Genomic DNA, 15,875 nt, shown 5'->3' on the forward strand with positions numbered 1-15,875 from the left:
TCAGGGTATCAGTACACACCGGCTTTTTGTGGGAGGGGGCTTGCCCCCGATAGCGGCGAACCAGCCGCCGAAGATGTCGACTGACACTCACCTATCGGGAGCAAGCCCCCTCCCACATTTGGATAGTGGTGGGCTTTAGAGCTTGGCTTTTACGGCCGCCAATGCATCCTGGCCGTCCACGGTTTTCACGCCGTCGAGCCACTGCTCCAGTACCGCCGGGTTGGCCTTGATCCACGCCTTCGCCGCATCCGCGTTGCTGACCTTGTTGTTGACCACCGCGGCCATGATGCTGTTCTCCATCGCTTGGGTGAAACTCAGGTTGGTCAGCAGTTTTCCTACGTTCGGGCAGGCTTGTGCATAACCCTTGCGCGTCAGGGTATACACGCTGCCGGTGTCGCCGAAGTACTTCTCGCCGCCCTTGAGGTAATGCATTTTCAACTGCACATTCATCGGGTGCGGGGTCCAGCCGAGGAAGGTGATGAAGCGCTGTTTCTTCACCGCCCGTGAGACTTCGGCGAGCATCGCCTGTTCGCTGGACTCGATCAGCTTCCATTGGCCCAGGTCGAAGTCGTTCTTCTTGATGATCTCCTGCAGCGAGAGGTTTGCCGGCGCGCCGGAGCCGATGCCGTAGATCTTCTTGTCGAACTTGTCGGCGAATGAGTTGAGGTCGGCAAAGTCATGCACCCCGGCGTCCCACACATAGTCCGGCACAGCCAGGGTGAATTCGGTGCCGTCGAGGTTTTTCGCCAACTGCACCACATCGCCGTTGGCCACGAATTTGTCGTAGAAACCTTGCTGCGCCGGCATCCAGTTACCCAGGAACACATCCACCTGGCCGTCCTTGAGCCCGCCGAAGGTGATCGGCACCGCCAGGGTGTCGACCTTGGGCTTGTAACCCATGTCCGTCAGCAGAAAACCGGCGACGGCATTGGTGGCGGCAATATCACTCCAGCCGGGATCGGCCATCCTCACCGTCTCACAACCGGCGTCCGCGGACACGGTGGCGCTGCTCAACGCCGCCATGCCCATTACGCCCAGCACCACAGTCAATTTTTGCATGGCCTTCCCTCTGTTTTATTGGTTTTGGCAGGGTTGTGGATAACGTGCCTTGCGCTCCAGGTCGTCGAGGTCGATATGGTTGCGCATGTATTGCTGACTGGCGTCCACCAGCGGCTGGTGATCCCAGCTCTTCAGCTTGCCCTGGGTCAGCGCTTGGTAGACCAGGCGGCGACGGCGTTGACTGGCGAGCACCTGCTGGTGGATCGCCGGGATGTCCCATTTGGCCCGCGCCTCAAGCAGAAAGGCGGCAAACAGCGCCCGATGCTGCGGCGATTGGCTGAGTTCTTCCTGCTCGCGCGGGTCGTTGTGTATGTCGAACAGTAGGCAGGGGTCGTCTTCGCTGTAGATGAATTTGTAGGCGCCACGGCGAATCATCATCAGTGGGCTGAGGGTGCCTTCGGCCATGTATTCGCCGAATACTTCGTCGTGCCCGCCCTGCCCTTGCAGGTGCGGGACCAGCGAGCGGCCGTCCATGGGCAAGAACGGTTCGAGTTCGCCGCCGGCCAGTTCCACCAAGGTCGGCAACAGGTCGGCGGTGGAGACCGCCTGGGTCACACGGCCCGCCGCGAACTGCCCCGGCGCGCTGATCAGCAGCGGCACGCGGGCGGCCATTTCGAACCAGTGCATTTTGTACCAGAGGCCGCGCTCGCCGAGCATGTCGCCATGGTCGCCGGAGAAAATGATCAGGGTGTCGTCGGCCAGGCCGGTGTCTTCCAGGGTCTGCAGCAGCTTGCCGACATTGCTGTCGATGTAACTGCAGGCGCCGAAGTAGGCGCGGCGCGCATCGCGGATCTTGTCCACTGGCAGCGGCTTGTCCCACAGGTCGTAGACCTTGAGCAGGCGCTGGGAGTGCGGGTCGAGATCGCCCTGGGCCGGGGTTGTGGGCAACGGGATGTCGCTGTCGTCGTACAGATCCCAGAATGGTTTGGGAATGGTGTACGGGTCGTGGGGATGGGTCATCGACACGGTGAGGCAGAACGGCTGGTCGCCGCCCTCGCGAATGTGGTCGAACAGGTACTGCTGGGCCTTGAACACCACCTCTTCGTCGAAATCCAGTTGGTTGGTCCGCACGCACGGCCCGGCTTGCAGCACCGAGGACATGTTGTGGTACCAGGTGGGGCGCACGTCCGGCTCATCCCAGTTCACCGCCCAGCCATAGTCGGCGGGGTAGATGTCGCTGGTCAGGCGCTCTTCGTAACCGTGCAACTGGTCTGGCCCGCAGAAATGCATCTTGCCCGACAGCGCGGTGCGGTAGCCAAGACGACGCAGGTAGTGGGCATACGTCGGCACATCGGCGGGGAAATCTGCCGCGTTGTCGTAGGCGCCGATCTTGCTCGGCAACTGGCCGCTGACCAGGGTAAAGCGCGACGGCGCACACAGTGGGCTGTTGCAGTAGGCGGCGTCGAACACCACGCCTTGTGCGGCGAGGCGACTGAGATTCGGCAACTTGATCGGGGAAGGTCCGTAGAACGGCAGCATCGGCGCGGCCATTTGATCGGCCATGATGAAAAGAATGTTCTTGCGCTTCATGGGTCTTCGGCATTCCATAGGCGGTGTTTATGCGAATGAGCATGCAGCCCATGGAAAATGGGGTAAAGCCCATGAAAGGCAATGTCTAGGATAAGTACAGCTTATGTATAAAGCCTTCGGCGACGTATCCCTCGATCTGCTCCGGGCGTTCGAAGCGGCGGCGCGCCACCGCAGTTTTACCGCTGCGGCGATGGAGCTGGGCACCACCCAACCGGCCATCAGCCAGCAGATCAAGCGCCTCGAAGAGCAATTGGCGATCCGCCTGTTTGATCGCATCTACCGTGGCATCGAGCTGACCGACGCCGGCGCGCTGCTGTTCGAACATGTCCAGGGCGGTTTGCAGACCATCAACCAGGGCCTGAGCGCGATCACCCAGCAGGACCAGCACGAAGTGCTGCAAGTGGCCACCGACTTCGCCTTCGCCGCCTACTGGCTGATGCCGCGCCTGCATCGCTTCCATGCGGCCAACCCCCAGGTCGACGTCAGCCTGGTGACCAGCGAGCGCAATCACGCCACGTTGCGCAGCGATATCGACGTGGCGGTGCTGTTTGGCGACGGCCGTTTCAAGCAGGGCGACAGCCTGTGGCTGTTCAATGAGGAAGTGTTCCCGGTGTGCAGTCCGCAATGGCTCAAGGACCAGGCCACGCCGCTGACCGTGCAGACCTTGCCCGACTGCCCCTTGCTGCACCTGCGCCAGGAACACACCAGCCAGTGGTTCGACTGGAGCGGCGTGTTCCGCGAACTGGGCATTACCAGCACGCCGACCCCCGGCCAACTGCGCTTCGATAACTACACCCTGTTGATCCAGGCGGCGATTGCCGGCCAGGGCGTGGCCATCGGCTGGCGCCACTTGGTGGACAACCTGCTGGAACAGAAATGGCTGTGCCGGCCGATCAGCGACACGGTGATCTCACGCTTCGGCTACTACGTGGTGCAGCCGCAGCGCAAACGGCGGGGGCAGTTGGTCGAGCGGTTCGTCGACTGGCTGGTGGCGGAGCAGGCGCGCAGTGCACAGTCGCTGACCGGGCTGGCCCTGCCGTCGATTGCCGTCTAGGGGGCGACGACCTGAAGGACCACACCGAGTACGCGATCTGGATGGGTGCGATACGCGAACTGAATCTGTCGGTTTTTTAACCTCTTTTATCAGATAAAGCCTGGCCGTTCCCGCAGTAAAAGGCGGAGTGGTTGTAGGATTTATCTCGATTCATTCCAATATATGGGATTGATATTTATATATTGAGATATCGCCGAGCATAGGTTTATATTCGCCCATCTGCTTTTTTCAGCACCCACTCATTTCAGGTGAAGCGATGCCGGCGCAATTGATCGCGCTCGATTGGGGAACCAGTTCCCTTCGTGCTTATAAACTCGGCCCCGCAGGCGTGGTGCTGGAACAACGTGCGTTGGCGTCGGGGATCATGCACCTGCCCAGCCAGCCCCGGGAGATTGCCGGCGTTTGCTGCAGCGATGGCTTCGAGTTGGCGTTCGACGCGGCCTGTGGCGATTGGCTCGACGCGCAACCGGGCTTGCCGGTGATCGCCTGCGGCATGGTCGGCAGCGCCCAGGGCTGGAGCGAAGCGGCCTACCGCAACACCCCGGTCGACGTCGCCAGCCTCGGCCAAGCGTTGCACCGCGTGCGCAGTGTGCGCGGCGTCGATGTGCATATCGTGCCCGGCGTGATCGAGCAGGTCGGCTTGCCCAACGTGATGCGCGGCGAAGAAACCCAGGTACTCGGCGTGCTGCAAGGCCTTGGCGCCGAAGTCTTGATCGGCCTGCCCGGCAGCCATTCCAAATGGGTCGAGGTGGTCGATGGCTGTATCACCCATTTCGACACCTTCATGACCGGCGAGCTGTTCGGGGTGCTGAGCAAGCACAGCCTGCTCGGGCGCACCCAACAACCCGCCGAACACTTCCAGGCGGCGGCTTTCGACCGCGGCGTGCGCGTGGCGCTGTCGGCAGACGGCCAGCGCGGCGTGCTGTCGACGCTGTTCAGCGCACGCACCCTGGGCTTGACCGGCGAACTCGCCCCGGACCAGCAGCCCGACTACCTCTCCGGCCTGTTGATCGGCCATGAACTCGCCGGCTTGCCCGGTGCCGCCCAACATAAGCCGATCATCCTGGTCGGCGCCGCACCGCTCTGTACACGTTACCAGCGTGCCCTCGGCCTCTGCGGCTTCGCCCACGTCAGCCTGGCGCAAGAGGCCAGCGAACGCGGTCTCTGGCAGTTGGCCCTGGCCGCCGGGCTCATTCAACCAGCAATGGAGGCCTGACATGCTCAAGCAAGCACTCACGCAAAACGGTTTGATCGCGATCCTGCGCGGCGTGCGCCCGGACGAAGCCGAGGCGGTTGGCCAGGTGCTGTACCGCGCCGGTTTTCGCGTGATCGAAGTCCCGCTCAATTCGCCGGACCCTTACACCAGCATCCGCACCCTGCGTGACAGCCTGCCCGCCGATTGCCTGATCGGCGCCGGCACGGTGTTGACGCCGGCGCAGGTCGAGCAGGTCAAGGCCGCCGGTGGCCAGGTGATCGTGATGCCCCACAGCGACGCCAAGGTCTTGCGTGCCGCGAAAGCCGCCGGCCTGTACCTGTCGCCAGGTGTGGCCACCCCGACCGAGGCGTTCGCCGCGCTGGCCGAAGGCGCCGACGTATTGAAACTGTTCCCCGCCGAGCAAATGGGCCCGGCGGTGATCAAGGCGTGGCTGGCGGTATTGCCGGCGGGCACGCTGTTGCTGCCGGTCGGCGGCGTGAGCCCGGCCAACATGCAGGTGTATTTCGACGCCGGCGCCAGGGGCTTCGGCCTGGGGTCCGGATTGTTCAAGCCGGGCATGTCCGTGGCCGAGGTGGCGAGCAGTGCCCAGGCGTATGTCGCGGCCTGGAACGCCTTGAACTGATCGCAAGCTTTGCGCCTTGGGCGCTGCATCGACAAGAGAGATAAGAAGATGAAAATCACCAAACTGACTACCTTCATCGTCCCACCGCGCTGGTGCTTCCTCAAAGTGGAGACCGACCAGGGCGTCACCGGCTGGGGCGAACCCGTGGTCGAAGGCCGCGCCCACACGGTGGCGGCTGCGGTCGAGGAACTGTCCGATTACCTGATCGGCAAAGACCCACGCAATATCGAAGACATCTGGACTGTGCTCTATCGCGGCGGTTTCTATCGCGGCGGCGCCGTGCACATGAGCGCGCTGGCCGGCATCGACCAGGCGCTGTGGGACATCAAGGGCAAGGCCCTGGGCGTGTCGGTCAGCGACCTGCTGGGCGGCCAGGTGCGTGACAAGATTCGCGTGTATTCGTGGATCGGCGGCGATCGCCCCGCCGACACCGCCCGCGCCGCCAAAGAGGCCGTGGCCCGTGGCTTCACTGCGGTAAAAATGAACGGCACGGAAGAATTGCAGTTCGTCGACAGCTTCGAAAAAGTCGACCTGGCGCTGGCCAACGTCGCCGCCGTGCGCGATGCCGTCGGCCCCAACGTGGGCATCGGCGTCGACTTCCATGGCCGCGTACACAAGCCCATGGCCAAGGTGCTGATGAAAGAGCTGGACCCGTACAAACTGATGTTCATCGAAGAGCCGGTACTCAGCGAAAACTACGAAGCGCTGAAAGAACTCGCACCGCTGACCAGCACCCCGATTGCCCTGGGCGAGCGCCTGTTCTCGCGCTGGGACTTCAAACGCGTGCTCAGCGAAGGCTACGTCGACATCATCCAGCCGGACGCTTCCCACGCTGGCGGTATCACCGAAACCCGCAAGATCGCCAACATGGCCGAAGCCTACGACGTGGCCCTGGCGCTGCACTGCCCGCTGGGCCCGATCGCGCTGGCCGCCTGCCTGCAGCTGGACGCGGTCTGCTACAACGCGTTTATCCAGGAGCAAAGCCTGGGCATTCACTACAACGAGAGCAACGACCTGCTCGACTACGTGCGCGACCCGGGCGTGTTCGACTATGACCAGGGCTTCGTGAAGATCCCCAACGGGCCGGGCCTGGGCATCGAGATCAACGAGGAATACGTGATCGAACGCGCGGCCATCGGCCATCGCTGGCGCAACCCGATCTGGCGCCATGCCGACGGCAGTTTTGCCGAGTGGTGATGTCTGCCTGAAAAAATGTGGCAAAAAATGTGGGAGGGGGCTTGCCCCCTCCCACATTTGAGCTGGTTTGGTCAGTAAGTCCGTCCTCAATAAACATAAGAAGAGACAACCCCATGCACCCTGAATCCCTCACCGGGCAGGCTTCTTTAGTCACGCCTAGCAGAAAGCGCTACTTCATCATGGTGCTGCTGTTTATCACCGTGGTGATCAACTACCTCGACCGCAGCAACCTGTCGATCGCGGCCCCGGCCCTGACCAGCGACCTGGGCATCGATCCGGTGCATGTCGGGCTGATTTTCTCGGCGTTCGGCTGGACCTACGCCGCCATGCAAATCCCCGGTGGCTGGCTGGTCGACCGGGTGCCGCCGCGCATCCTCTACACCGTGGCCCTGCTGCTGTGGTCCATCGCCACTGTGATGCTCGGCTTTGCGGCCAGCTTCATCGCGCTGTTTGTCCTGCGCATGGCGGTGGGCGCCCTGGAAGCGCCGGCCTATCCGATCAACAGCCGCGTGGTCACCACGTGGTTCCCCGAGCGTGAGCGCGCCACGGCGATTGGCTTCTACACCTCCGGCCAGTTCGTCGGGCTGGCGTTTCTCACCCCGGTGCTGGCCTGGTTACAGCACCACTACGGCTGGCACATGGTGTTTGTCACCACCGGCGGCGTCGGCATCCTCTGGGCGCTGATCTGGTACGCGGTGTACCGCGAGCCGAAGGACTTCAAAGGCGCCAACGCCGCTGAAATCGAACTGATCCGTGCCGGCGGCGGGCTGGTGGACATGCAGGCGCAAACCACCAAGGCACCGTTCAGTTGGGTCGACCTGGGCATCGTGCTGAGCAAGCGCAAACTCTGGGGCATCTACCTGGGGCAGTTCTGCCTGAACTCCACGCTGTGGTTCTTCCTGACATGGTTCCCGACCTATCTGGTGAAATATCGCGGGATGGACTTCATCAAATCCGGCCTGCTCGCTTCCCTGCCCTTCCTCGCGGCGTTTGTCGGCGTGCTGTGCTCCGGGATTTTTTCCGACTGGTTGATTCGCCGTGGCGCATCAGTGGGCTTTGCGCGCAAGTTGCCGATCATTGGCGGGCTGTTGATTTCCACCGCGATCATTGGCGCCAACTACGTGGATTCGACGGCCTGGGTGATTGCGTTCCTGGCAGTGGCGTTCTTCGGCAATGGCCTGGCGTCGATCACCTGGTCGCTGGTGTCGACCTTGGCACCCGCTCGCTTGCTCGGCTTGACCGGTGGCGTGTTCAACTTCATCGGCAACCTGGCGGCGATTGCCACGCCGATCGTGATTGGCTTCCTGGCCAGCGGCGATTCGTTCGCACCGGCGATCACCTATATCGCAGTGCTGGCGTTGCTCGGGGCGCTTTCCTACATCTTGTTGGTGGGCAAGGTCGAACGGATCGAGTTGTAAAAAAACGGGCGACCTTGGGGTCGCCCGTTTTTATTTGCGGCTTACGGCACCGACATTTCGTTGTGGAATATATTCAGCGGGTCCCAGCGCTGCTTGGTACGCCGCAGCCGGCTTTCGATGATCAGGTCGGGGAAGAAAACCGTGTACCACTGGGGGTTCTTGGCGTTCGCCGGGTTGCCGCCGAGGTGCGTCATGTCGAGGTCGGGGTAATTGATGTAGCAGCCCTCGAACTCCGCGTTGAGCGGCACGCCTTGATCGTTGGCGAAGGCGTTGAAAAACAGCCCCTGAATCCAATCGGCATGTGCCTGGTCGGTGGCGGCGCTGGCATCGCGCCAATAACACTGCGGTTGCCACTTGAGGAAAGAGCCGCGCTGGGCCGCAGACGATTCGCGCCGCACCGCCGGATCTGGCTGGTTGATGCGCCCGCCGAACGACTGGATCTGTATGAGGCTTTGGGTCAACACGTTCGCCGGGTCGGGCCAGGTCAGCGTGGTCCAGATCGCGGATAACACCTGCGGCGTGAAAATGCCTTTCTGATAGGCCGACTTATAGCGCCCGCGCTGGTTGTCGCCGGAGCCGTTGAGGGTTTGCTGGCACGGCAGCCAGTCGAGACGGCGCACGACGGCCTGCGCCGTGCTCAAGGAGTTGATGACACGCCCGGTGGGGTTGCTTCGCGGCAGGTGGATCACGTGAAACGGTGTCACCGATTCGCTGGCGGCAATGCCGATGGCGTCCAGCATCGTCGTGACAAAATCGTCGAAGGGCGCCTGATCGTTCAACTCGCCGTCTTTGTCCACGTAGTGAATGCCCAGCGTGACGTTGCCGGTGTGCTGGTGGCGCATTTCCAGCTTGGTCGCCAGGCCCCAGGTGTCCGGGTCGGCCTGATGTTGGGCGAACCAGGCTTGATAGGCCACCAGCAATCGGTCGAGCGCCGGTTTGGTCAGCATCGCCCAGTCCCATTCCAGTACCAGCCAAAGCACCTCCTTGGGGGCGTCCGGCAGGTCCTTGAAGTAATAACTGGTGATGATCCCGAATTGCCCGCCGCCGGCACCGCAGCACGCGGCAAACAGGTCCAGTTCGTCCGGGTCGGTGCTCTCCCGGCAGACATGACGCGCTGTCAGGCCGTTGCCCTGGGCGTTGGGCACCAGAATATCGACACCGGACAGCCAGTCGCACACCAGGCCGTGTTTGCGCGAGAGCAAGCCGTAGCCGCCACCGCAGATGTGCCCGCCCAGGCCCACCGAATAACACGAACCCCCGGGCAGGGTCTTGTTGGCCAACGTGTACAGTGCGACGTAGGCGTCCCAGTTTTGCCCGCCGGCCTCCAGGCGAAAGCGGTAGCGATAGGGCAAGGTCGGTATCAACTGGGAGTGCAGTTGGCCGTCGGCATCGTAGTCCAGTTGCTTCATTTGCCCGATATCCAGAATCGCCAATACCTCATTGGGGTTGTCGGGCATCTTGTTGGCGACGAAACCTTCGTAACAGTGGCCGCCGCTGCGCACGGTAATCCGGCCATTGGCAACGGCCAGGGCCTGCGCCGCGGCGTCGATGATGTCCTGGGGGCTGTAACAGAGGTAAATCAGGTTGGCGCCGTTGGGCGAGGATTGGCCCTGCACGTTGCCCAACGGCCAGCGCAGGTTGAAGCCTTTTTGCAAGGTGGCGTGACGGCGGTCCGATTCGGTGATGAGATCAAATGCCATGATGTACTCCATAGAGCCAAGAATGACTTCTGATGCGGCTAACTTAACGACCGGGAGCGCAAGAAATACCGGGGCTTGCTGAGGTGGTTAGACGGCAATAGGCATGAAGTGCGTTAAGGGGGAACGAACGGTTCGCCCCTTAAGCCTAGCGGAAGAAATCGCGGAACCGTGGCGTCAGTTCAACACGCCTTCCAGAATCTCATAGACGATGCCGGTGCCCACTGCGATCAGCACCACGTCCGGGCCCGAACGGCGCCATTCGTAACCCTCGTAGTACGGCAGGCGCGCCAGGGCGCGGTTGTCGAGGCGTTCGCCATAGTAGCCGTGGGGCAGCGGCCGGCCACGGACCAGGCGCACATTCGGCGGCGGTGGCGCGCCACGGCCGAATTGGCCGTGGTTGTCGTGGATGATCTGGCGCACCGGGCCGAAGTCCTGGGGCGGGCCGCCGCGATGGTTGTCCTGCGGGCCGCGATGGTCGTCGCCACGTTGCTCGTGCTGGTCTTGTGGGCCGCCACGGTCGTCACCGCGCTGGTCAGGCGGCGCGGCTTGCACCAGGGCGCTGGCGGCAAGCACCAGGACGCCACAACCAGCAATCACGGATTTGCGCATTTTCATCGGGAATTCCTCGGGGCACACATACAAAAAAAGGGATTGCGAACACGGTTCGAAATCCCTTGGTCTTGTTGTTTAGGCCACGGTGTTGCCGGTTGATTCCTGTGTATCAGGAACTTTACCTACCGCATACGAGGCGCTTACTTACGTGCGTTACGGACACCTTCCGACAGCGCCGCGCACAGGCTCAGCACGCCGTCGATGGCTTGCTGGTCGTTGCTGGCGTTGGCGATGTGATCGATCAGCGCCGAACCCACCACCACACCATCGGCCAAGCGCGCGATGGCGGCCGCTTGTTCCGGCGTGCGGATACCGAAACCGATGCTGATCGGCAGGTCGGTATGGCGACGCAGGCGGGCCACGGCTTCTTCGACATGTTCCAGGGTGGCGGCACCGGCACCGGTCACACCGGCTACCGACACGTAGTACACAAAGCCCGAGCTGCCGTTGAGCACGGTCGGCAGGCGCACGTCGTCGGTGGTCGGCGTGGTCAGGCGGATAAAGTCGATACCGGCCGCCTGGGCCGGGTCGCACAGCTCGCCGTTATGTTCGGGCGGCAGGTCGACCACGATCAGGCCGTCGACCCCGGCTTGCTTGGCGTCGGCAATAAAGGCCGGCACGCCGTATTTGTGGATCGGGTTGAAGTAACCCATCAGCACCAGCGGGGTGTCGCTGTTGTCCTTGCGGAACTCGCGCACCATCTGCAGGGTTTTCGCCAGGTTTTGCTTGGCGCTCAGCGCGCGGATGTTGGCCAGTTGAATGGCCGGGCCGTCGGCCATCGGGTCGGTGAAGGGCATGCCCAGCTCGATCACGTCGGCACCGGCAGCGGGCAAGCCCTTGAGGATCGCCAGCGAGGTGTCGTAACCGGGGTCGCCGGCGGTGACGAAGGTCACCAGGGCGGCGCGGTTTTGTTGCTTGAGTTGCGCAAAGCGGGTTTGCAGGCGGCTCATTTAGTGTTTCTCCTGCTGGGACTGTTCCATGTGGTGCATCACGGTCTGCATGTCTTTGTCGCCACGGCCGGACAGGTTGACCACCATCAGGTGTTCCTTCGGCAGGGTCGGCGCGCGTTTGAACACTTCGGCCAGGGCGTGGGCGCTTTCCAGTGCAGGAATAATCCCTTCCAGGCGGCAGCATTTGTGAAAGGCGTCGAGCGCTTCGTGGTCGGTCACCGAGGTGTACTGGACGCGGCCGATATCGTGCAACCAGGCGTGCTCAGGGCCGATGCCGGGGTAGTCGAGGCCGGCGGAAATCGAGTGGGCGTCGATGATCTGGCCATCGTCGTCCTGCAGCAGGAAGGTGCGGTTGCCGTGCAGTACGCCCGGTACGCCACCGTTGAGGCTGGCGGCGTGCTTGCCGGTTTCGATGCCAAAGCCCGCGGCTTCCACGCCGATGATCTCGACGCTGCTGTCATCCAGGAACGGGTGGAACAGGCCCATGGCGTTGGACCCTCCGCCGATGCACGCCACCAGGCTGTCCGGCAGGCGGCCTTCCTGGGCTTGCAGCTGGGTGCGGGTTTCCTTGCCGATCACGGACTGGAAGTCGCGCACCATCGCAGGATAAGGGTGCGGGCCGGCAACGGTGCCGATCAGGTAGAACGTGTCGTCGACGTTGGTCACCCAGTCGCGCAGAGCTTCGTTCATCGCGTCTTTGAGGGTGCCGGTGCCGGCGACCACCGGGATCACTTCAGCGCCCAGCAGCTTCATGCGAAATACGTTGGCCTGTTGGCGCTCGATGTCAGTGGTGCCCATGTAGATCACGCATTGCAGGCCGAAACGCGCGGCCACGGTGGCGGTGGCCACACCGTGCATGCCGGCACCGGTCTCGGCGATGATGCGTTTCTTGCCCATGCGCCGCGCCAGCAGGATCTGGCCGATGCAGTTGTTGATCTTGTGCGCGCCGGTGTGGTTCAGCTCTTCGCGCTTGAGGTAAATCTTGGCGCCGCCGCAGAACTCCGTCAGGCGCTCAGCGAAATACAGCGGGCTTGGTCGACCGACGTAGTCGCGTTGGAAGTAGGCTAATTCCTCGTTGAACGCAGGATCAATCTTGGCCGCTTCGTACTCGCGGGCCAGGTCGAGGATCAACGGCATCAGGGTTTCGGCGACGTAGCGGCCGCCGAATGCGCCGAACAGGCCGTTGGCGTCAGGGCCGTTGCGTAGATCGGTCTGGGACTGAGTCATGGGACGCTCCAGGAAAAGAATTCGGGTGGGAAGCAATGACGCTCACTCTACCCCTGACGCTCAGGGCTGAAAACCGATAAGATCGCTGCAACCTGTCAGGAAAACTCACAGATGAGCCGAGACCTCCCGCCCCTTAACGCCCTGCGCGCCTTCGAAGCCACGGCCCGCCTCAACAGTGTGAGCCAGGCGGCTGAGCAGTTGCACGTCACCCATGGCGCCGTGAGCCGCCAGCTTAAAGTGCTGGAAGAACATTTGGGGGTCAGCCTGTTCGTCAAGGAAGGGCGCGGCCTCAAACTCACAGATGCCGGCGTGCGTCTGCGCGATGCGAGTGCCGAGGCGTTCGAGCGGTTAAGGGAGGTGTGCGCGCAAATTACCCAAAGCAGCGCCGATGCACCGTTCGTCCTCGGCTGTTCGGGCAGTTTGCTGGCGCGCTGGTTCATTCCGCGCCTGGGCCGCTTGAATGCCGACCTGCCCGATCTGCGCTTGCACCTGTCGGCGGGTGAAGGTGATCTGGACCCGCGCCGCCCCGGCCTGGATGCCCTGCTGTTGTTCGCCGAACCGCCGTGGCCGGCGGATATGCAGGTGTACGAGCTGGCCAGCGAACGCATCGGCCCGGTCATGAGCCCGCGTTTCGCCGGTTACGAACGCCTGCGCGACGCCCCGGCCACGGCGCTGTGCGGCGAAGCGCTGTTGCACACCACGTCTCGCCCGCAGGCCTGGCCCAGCTGGGCGCAGCAACACGGGATCGAACCCGGTGCGTTAAAACTCGGCCAGGGGTTTGAGCATTTGTATTACTTGCTGGAAGCGGCGGTTGCGGGGCTGGGTGTGGCGATCGCGCCGGAGCCGCTGGTGGCGGAGGACGTGCGCGCCGGTCGCCTGGTGGCGCCGTGGGGTTTCACGCAAACCCCGGCGCACCTGGCTTTGTGGCTACCCAAGCGCGCCGCGGACGGGCGCGCTCGGCAATTGGCGCAATGGCTCAAGGCTGAGCTGTCGCGCCAGCCGGTATAGCCGGCAGATCAGTTACCGCGTTTGCACAAAAGGTAAGCCGCCAGCAGGCCCAGCGCGCCAACGGCAACGCCGGCGGTAGTCCATGGGTGTTCTTGTGCGTAGTCCCGGGTCGCCACGCCGGTTTCGCGGATTTTGACTTTGCTTTCTTCGTAGGCGTCGCTGATCAGGTGACGAGAATGCTTGAGCGCGTTCTCGGCATTGCTTTTCAGGGCCTTCAGAGTCTTGAGCGACTCATCGGATGCGTCGTCCTTGAGGCTCTCTAGGGACTTGAGCAGGCTCGAAATCTCGGCTTCCATGCTTTCCAGCGACGCTTTGCGTAAAGAGGTGTTGGCCATGTGGACTCTCCTGAAGTGATTAGGTGGCGTGTGTAGATACCGACTACGGCCATTTCAGAAAGTGCAGTAAATCTGAACTTTCGAGTAGGAACGGTCGCCAGAAGCAGTATGAGCTTTGACTGCTAGGCTTTATTGACGACCCTCAGGAGAAACGCCATGTCTGATCATCACACTTACAAGAAAGTCGAATTGGTGGGTTCGTCCACCACCAGCATCGAAGAGGCGATCAACAACGCCCTGGCTGAAGCCAGCAAGAGCATCAAGCATTTGGAGTGGTTCGAGGTGACCGAAACCCGTGGCCATATCAAGGACGGCAAGGCTGCGCACTTCCAGGTTACATTGAAGGTGGGGTTCCGAATTGCCAGTAGTTGATCTAAGCCGTTGAACTTGCCGGCTGGCCGATTGCCATAACCTGCGCTACAACCAATGGGGGCCGATGCGACCAGCGTCGGCACGCTCGTTTCGATCAGCGCAAGGGAAGTGACGGATGAAGAAGTTCTTGTTAGCAGTAGGTTTGTTGAGCATGGCGGGCACCGTGCTGGCGGCGGGCAAGCCGTGTGAAGAGCTGAAAAGCGAAATTGCCGCGAAAATCGACGCCAAGGGTGCTTCGGGTTATTCGCTGGAAGTGGTGGCTAAAGGCGCTGCGGCTGACGGCAAGGTGGTTGGCACCTGTGAAGGCGGCACCAAGGAAATCGTCTACAAGCGCGGTTAATCGCGCGTTGCAGACATAAAAAACCGACGCGCGCGTCGGTTTTTTTTCGCCTGCCAGATTTAGCCCTTCATCAACTGCGCGAGCAGTTCGTAGGAATGAATCCGGTCGGCGTGTTCGTACAGGTCGCAGGTAAAGATCAGCTCGTCGGCGCCGGTCTGTTCGACCAGTACTTCCAGTTTGGCGCGGATCTTCGCCGGGCTGCCGACCATCGCCAGGCCGAGGAAGCTGCCCACCGCGTCTTTTTCATGGGGCAGCCACAGGCCGTCCATGCTTTCCACCGGCGGACGCTGCACCAGGCTCTGCCCGCGCATCAGCGCCAGGATGCGTTGGTAGACGGAAGTGGCCAGGTAATCGGCCTGTTCGTCGGTATCCGCCGCGACCAACGGAAGGCCGAGCATTACGTAAGGCTTGTCCAGAACGGCCGAAGGCTTGAAGTGATTGCGGTACACACGAATCGCCTCATGCATCAAGCGCGGTGCGAAATGCGAGGCAAAGGCGTAGGGCAAGCCGCGCTCCCCCGCCAACTGTGCGCTGAACAGGCTGGACCCGAGCAGCCACACCGGGACGTTGGTGCCGGTGCCGGGAACCGCGATCACCCGCTGGTCGGGCGTGCGCGGGCCGAGGTAGGCCATCAATTCGGCCACGTCTTCGGGGAAGTCGTCGGCGCTGCCGGAGCGCTCACGGCGCAGGGCGCGGGCGGTCATCTGGTCGGAACCGGGCGCACGGCCCAGGCCCAGGTCGATCCGGCCGGGGTACAGGCTTTCCAGGGTGCCGAATTGTTCGGCGATCACCAGCGGTGCATGGTTGGGCAGCATCACGCCGCCGGAGCCGACGCGGATGGTCGAAGTGCCGCCGGCCAGGTAACCGAGCAATACCGAGGTGGCCGAGCTGGCGATGCCGTCCATGTTGTGGTGTTCCGCCACCCAGAAGCGGTTGTAGCCAAACTTTTCCACATGCTGGGCCAGGTCCAGGGAATTGCGCAACGACTGCGCGGCGCTGCCGTTGGCCCGCACGGGCACCAGGTCGAGGGTCGAGAACTTCACGTCGGACAGCGATTTCATAAGCCTGCTTCTCCAATAAGGGCGCAGGTTTCTTAGACGAACCAAAACCTGCCGCTTCATGTGCATGTTCTATGCAATGAGGGCATATACCCGAGATTCAATAGGTCGTGCGAAATTTCCTACTTTGTTGCTAGGTTTCTCTTACAAGTGAACTTTGCCAAAGCATCTATCCTC

At 62.4% G+C, this 15,875-nt stretch carries 16 protein-coding genes and 1 pseudogene; 9 read left to right on the forward strand and 8 right to left on the reverse strand.

Translation table 11 applies throughout. The features are described 5' to 3' along the window. Positions 1-135: 135 nt before the first annotated feature. Positions 136-1,059 carry a choline ABC transporter substrate-binding protein gene (choX, locus tag TU80_RS16530; RefSeq protein WP_057004930.1) on the reverse strand — a complete coding sequence of 308 codons (924 nt, stop codon included), beginning with the start codon at positions 1,057-1,059 and terminating at the stop codon, positions 136-138. A 15-nt stretch (positions 1,060-1,074) separates the two neighbouring features. Then, complete coding sequence (betC, locus tag TU80_RS16535) at positions 1,075-2,589, reverse strand: choline-sulfatase (RefSeq protein WP_057004931.1); 1,515 nt, start codon at positions 2,587-2,589, stop codon at positions 1,075-1,077. Between the two features lie 103 nt (positions 2,590-2,692). Here betC and TU80_RS16540 point away from each other — a divergent pair, with 103 nt between their 5' ends. The 6 genes and pseudogenes from TU80_RS16540 to TU80_RS16560 all read left to right on the forward strand — a co-directional run bounded on the left by TU80_RS16540 (position 2,693) and on the right by TU80_RS16560 (position 8,096). Beyond that, positions 2,693-3,643: a choline sulfate utilization transcriptional regulator gene (locus TU80_RS16540; RefSeq protein ID WP_017848977.1), complete on the forward strand. Its 951-nt coding sequence runs from the start codon at positions 2,693-2,695 to the stop codon at positions 3,641-3,643. A gap of 2 nt (positions 3,644-3,645) precedes the next feature. Then, a pseudogene (locus tag TU80_RS31700) lies at positions 3,646-3,723 on the forward strand (DOPA 4,5-dioxygenase family protein); the annotation flags it as partial. A gap of 176 nt (positions 3,724-3,899) precedes the next feature. Then, positions 3,900-4,859 (forward strand): 2-dehydro-3-deoxygalactonokinase, encoded by a 960-nt coding sequence (locus TU80_RS16545; protein WP_057004932.1) that lies wholly within the window; start codon positions 3,900-3,902, stop codon positions 4,857-4,859. A gap of 1 nt (position 4,860) precedes the next feature. Further along, positions 4,861-5,481, forward strand: coding sequence for a 2-dehydro-3-deoxy-6-phosphogalactonate aldolase (locus TU80_RS16550; protein WP_057004933.1), 621 nt, complete (start codon positions 4,861-4,863; stop codon positions 5,479-5,481). 48 nt (positions 5,482-5,529) lie between these two features. Next, the gene (gene dgoD, locus TU80_RS16555; protein ID WP_003170741.1) at positions 5,530-6,678 is read left to right on the forward strand and encodes a galactonate dehydratase; all 1,149 of its coding nucleotides are present in this window, start codon (positions 5,530-5,532) and stop codon (positions 6,676-6,678) included. A 113-nt stretch (positions 6,679-6,791) separates the two neighbouring features. After that, positions 6,792-8,096: an MFS transporter gene (locus TU80_RS16560; RefSeq protein ID WP_046381554.1), complete on the forward strand. Its 1,305-nt coding sequence runs from the start codon at positions 6,792-6,794 to the stop codon at positions 8,094-8,096. Positions 8,097-8,137: 41 nt separating this feature from the next. Here the strand turns inward: TU80_RS16560 and TU80_RS16565 are convergent, their stop codons facing one another. The 4 genes from TU80_RS16565 to trpB form a co-directional block, all read right to left on the reverse strand. Then, positions 8,138-9,796, reverse strand: a complete 1,659-nt coding sequence (locus TU80_RS16565; protein ID WP_057004934.1) for a BBE domain-containing protein — start codon at positions 9,794-9,796, stop codon at positions 8,138-8,140. A gap of 174 nt (positions 9,797-9,970) precedes the next feature. After that, a complete protein-coding gene (locus tag TU80_RS16570; protein ID WP_057004935.1) occupies positions 9,971-10,411 on the reverse strand; it encodes an anti-virulence regulator CigR family protein in 441 nt (146 codons plus the stop codon). A 137-nt stretch (positions 10,412-10,548) separates the two neighbouring features. Beyond that, positions 10,549-11,358 carry a tryptophan synthase subunit alpha gene (gene trpA / locus TU80_RS16575; RefSeq protein WP_046381551.1) on the reverse strand — a complete coding sequence of 270 codons (810 nt, stop codon included), beginning with the start codon at positions 11,356-11,358 and terminating at the stop codon, positions 10,549-10,551. Further along, a complete protein-coding gene (trpB, locus tag TU80_RS16580; RefSeq protein ID WP_017848984.1) occupies positions 11,359-12,585 on the reverse strand; it encodes a tryptophan synthase subunit beta in 1,227 nt (408 codons plus the stop codon). Positions 12,586-12,696: 111 nt separating this feature from the next. Between trpB and TU80_RS16585 the strand changes: the two genes are divergently transcribed. Beyond that, positions 12,697-13,593 carry a LysR family transcriptional regulator gene (locus TU80_RS16585; protein WP_017848985.1) on the forward strand — a complete coding sequence of 299 codons (897 nt, stop codon included), beginning with the start codon at positions 12,697-12,699 and terminating at the stop codon, positions 13,591-13,593. Positions 13,594-13,601: 8 nt separating this feature from the next. Here the strand turns inward: TU80_RS16585 and TU80_RS16590 are convergent, their stop codons facing one another. Then, on the reverse strand, positions 13,602-13,928 hold the full coding sequence (locus TU80_RS16590) for an ElaB/YgaM/YqjD family protein (RefSeq protein ID WP_010565821.1): 327 nt from the start codon (positions 13,926-13,928) through the stop codon (positions 13,602-13,604). A 156-nt stretch (positions 13,929-14,084) separates the two neighbouring features. On the opposite strand from TU80_RS16590, the gene TU80_RS16595 reads away from it, so the two are divergent. Together TU80_RS16595 and TU80_RS16600 are read left to right on the forward strand one after the other, a co-directional pair. Then, a complete protein-coding gene (locus tag TU80_RS16595; RefSeq protein WP_017848986.1) occupies positions 14,085-14,300 on the forward strand; it encodes a dodecin in 216 nt (71 codons plus the stop codon). Between the two features lie 115 nt (positions 14,301-14,415). Further along, positions 14,416-14,640, forward strand: coding sequence for a DUF1161 domain-containing protein (locus TU80_RS16600; RefSeq protein ID WP_017848987.1), 225 nt, complete (start codon positions 14,416-14,418; stop codon positions 14,638-14,640). 59 nt (positions 14,641-14,699) lie between these two features. On the opposite strand, the gene TU80_RS16605 is transcribed toward TU80_RS16600, so the two are convergent. Next, positions 14,700-15,701 carry an LLM class flavin-dependent oxidoreductase gene (locus TU80_RS16605; protein WP_017848988.1) on the reverse strand — a complete coding sequence of 334 codons (1,002 nt, stop codon included), beginning with the start codon at positions 15,699-15,701 and terminating at the stop codon, positions 14,700-14,702. Positions 15,702-15,875: the final 174 nt, after the last annotated feature.

Source organism: Pseudomonas veronii (assembly GCF_001439695.1).
Lineage (GTDB): Bacteria > Pseudomonadota > Gammaproteobacteria > Pseudomonadales > Pseudomonadaceae > Aquipseudomonas > Aquipseudomonas veronii.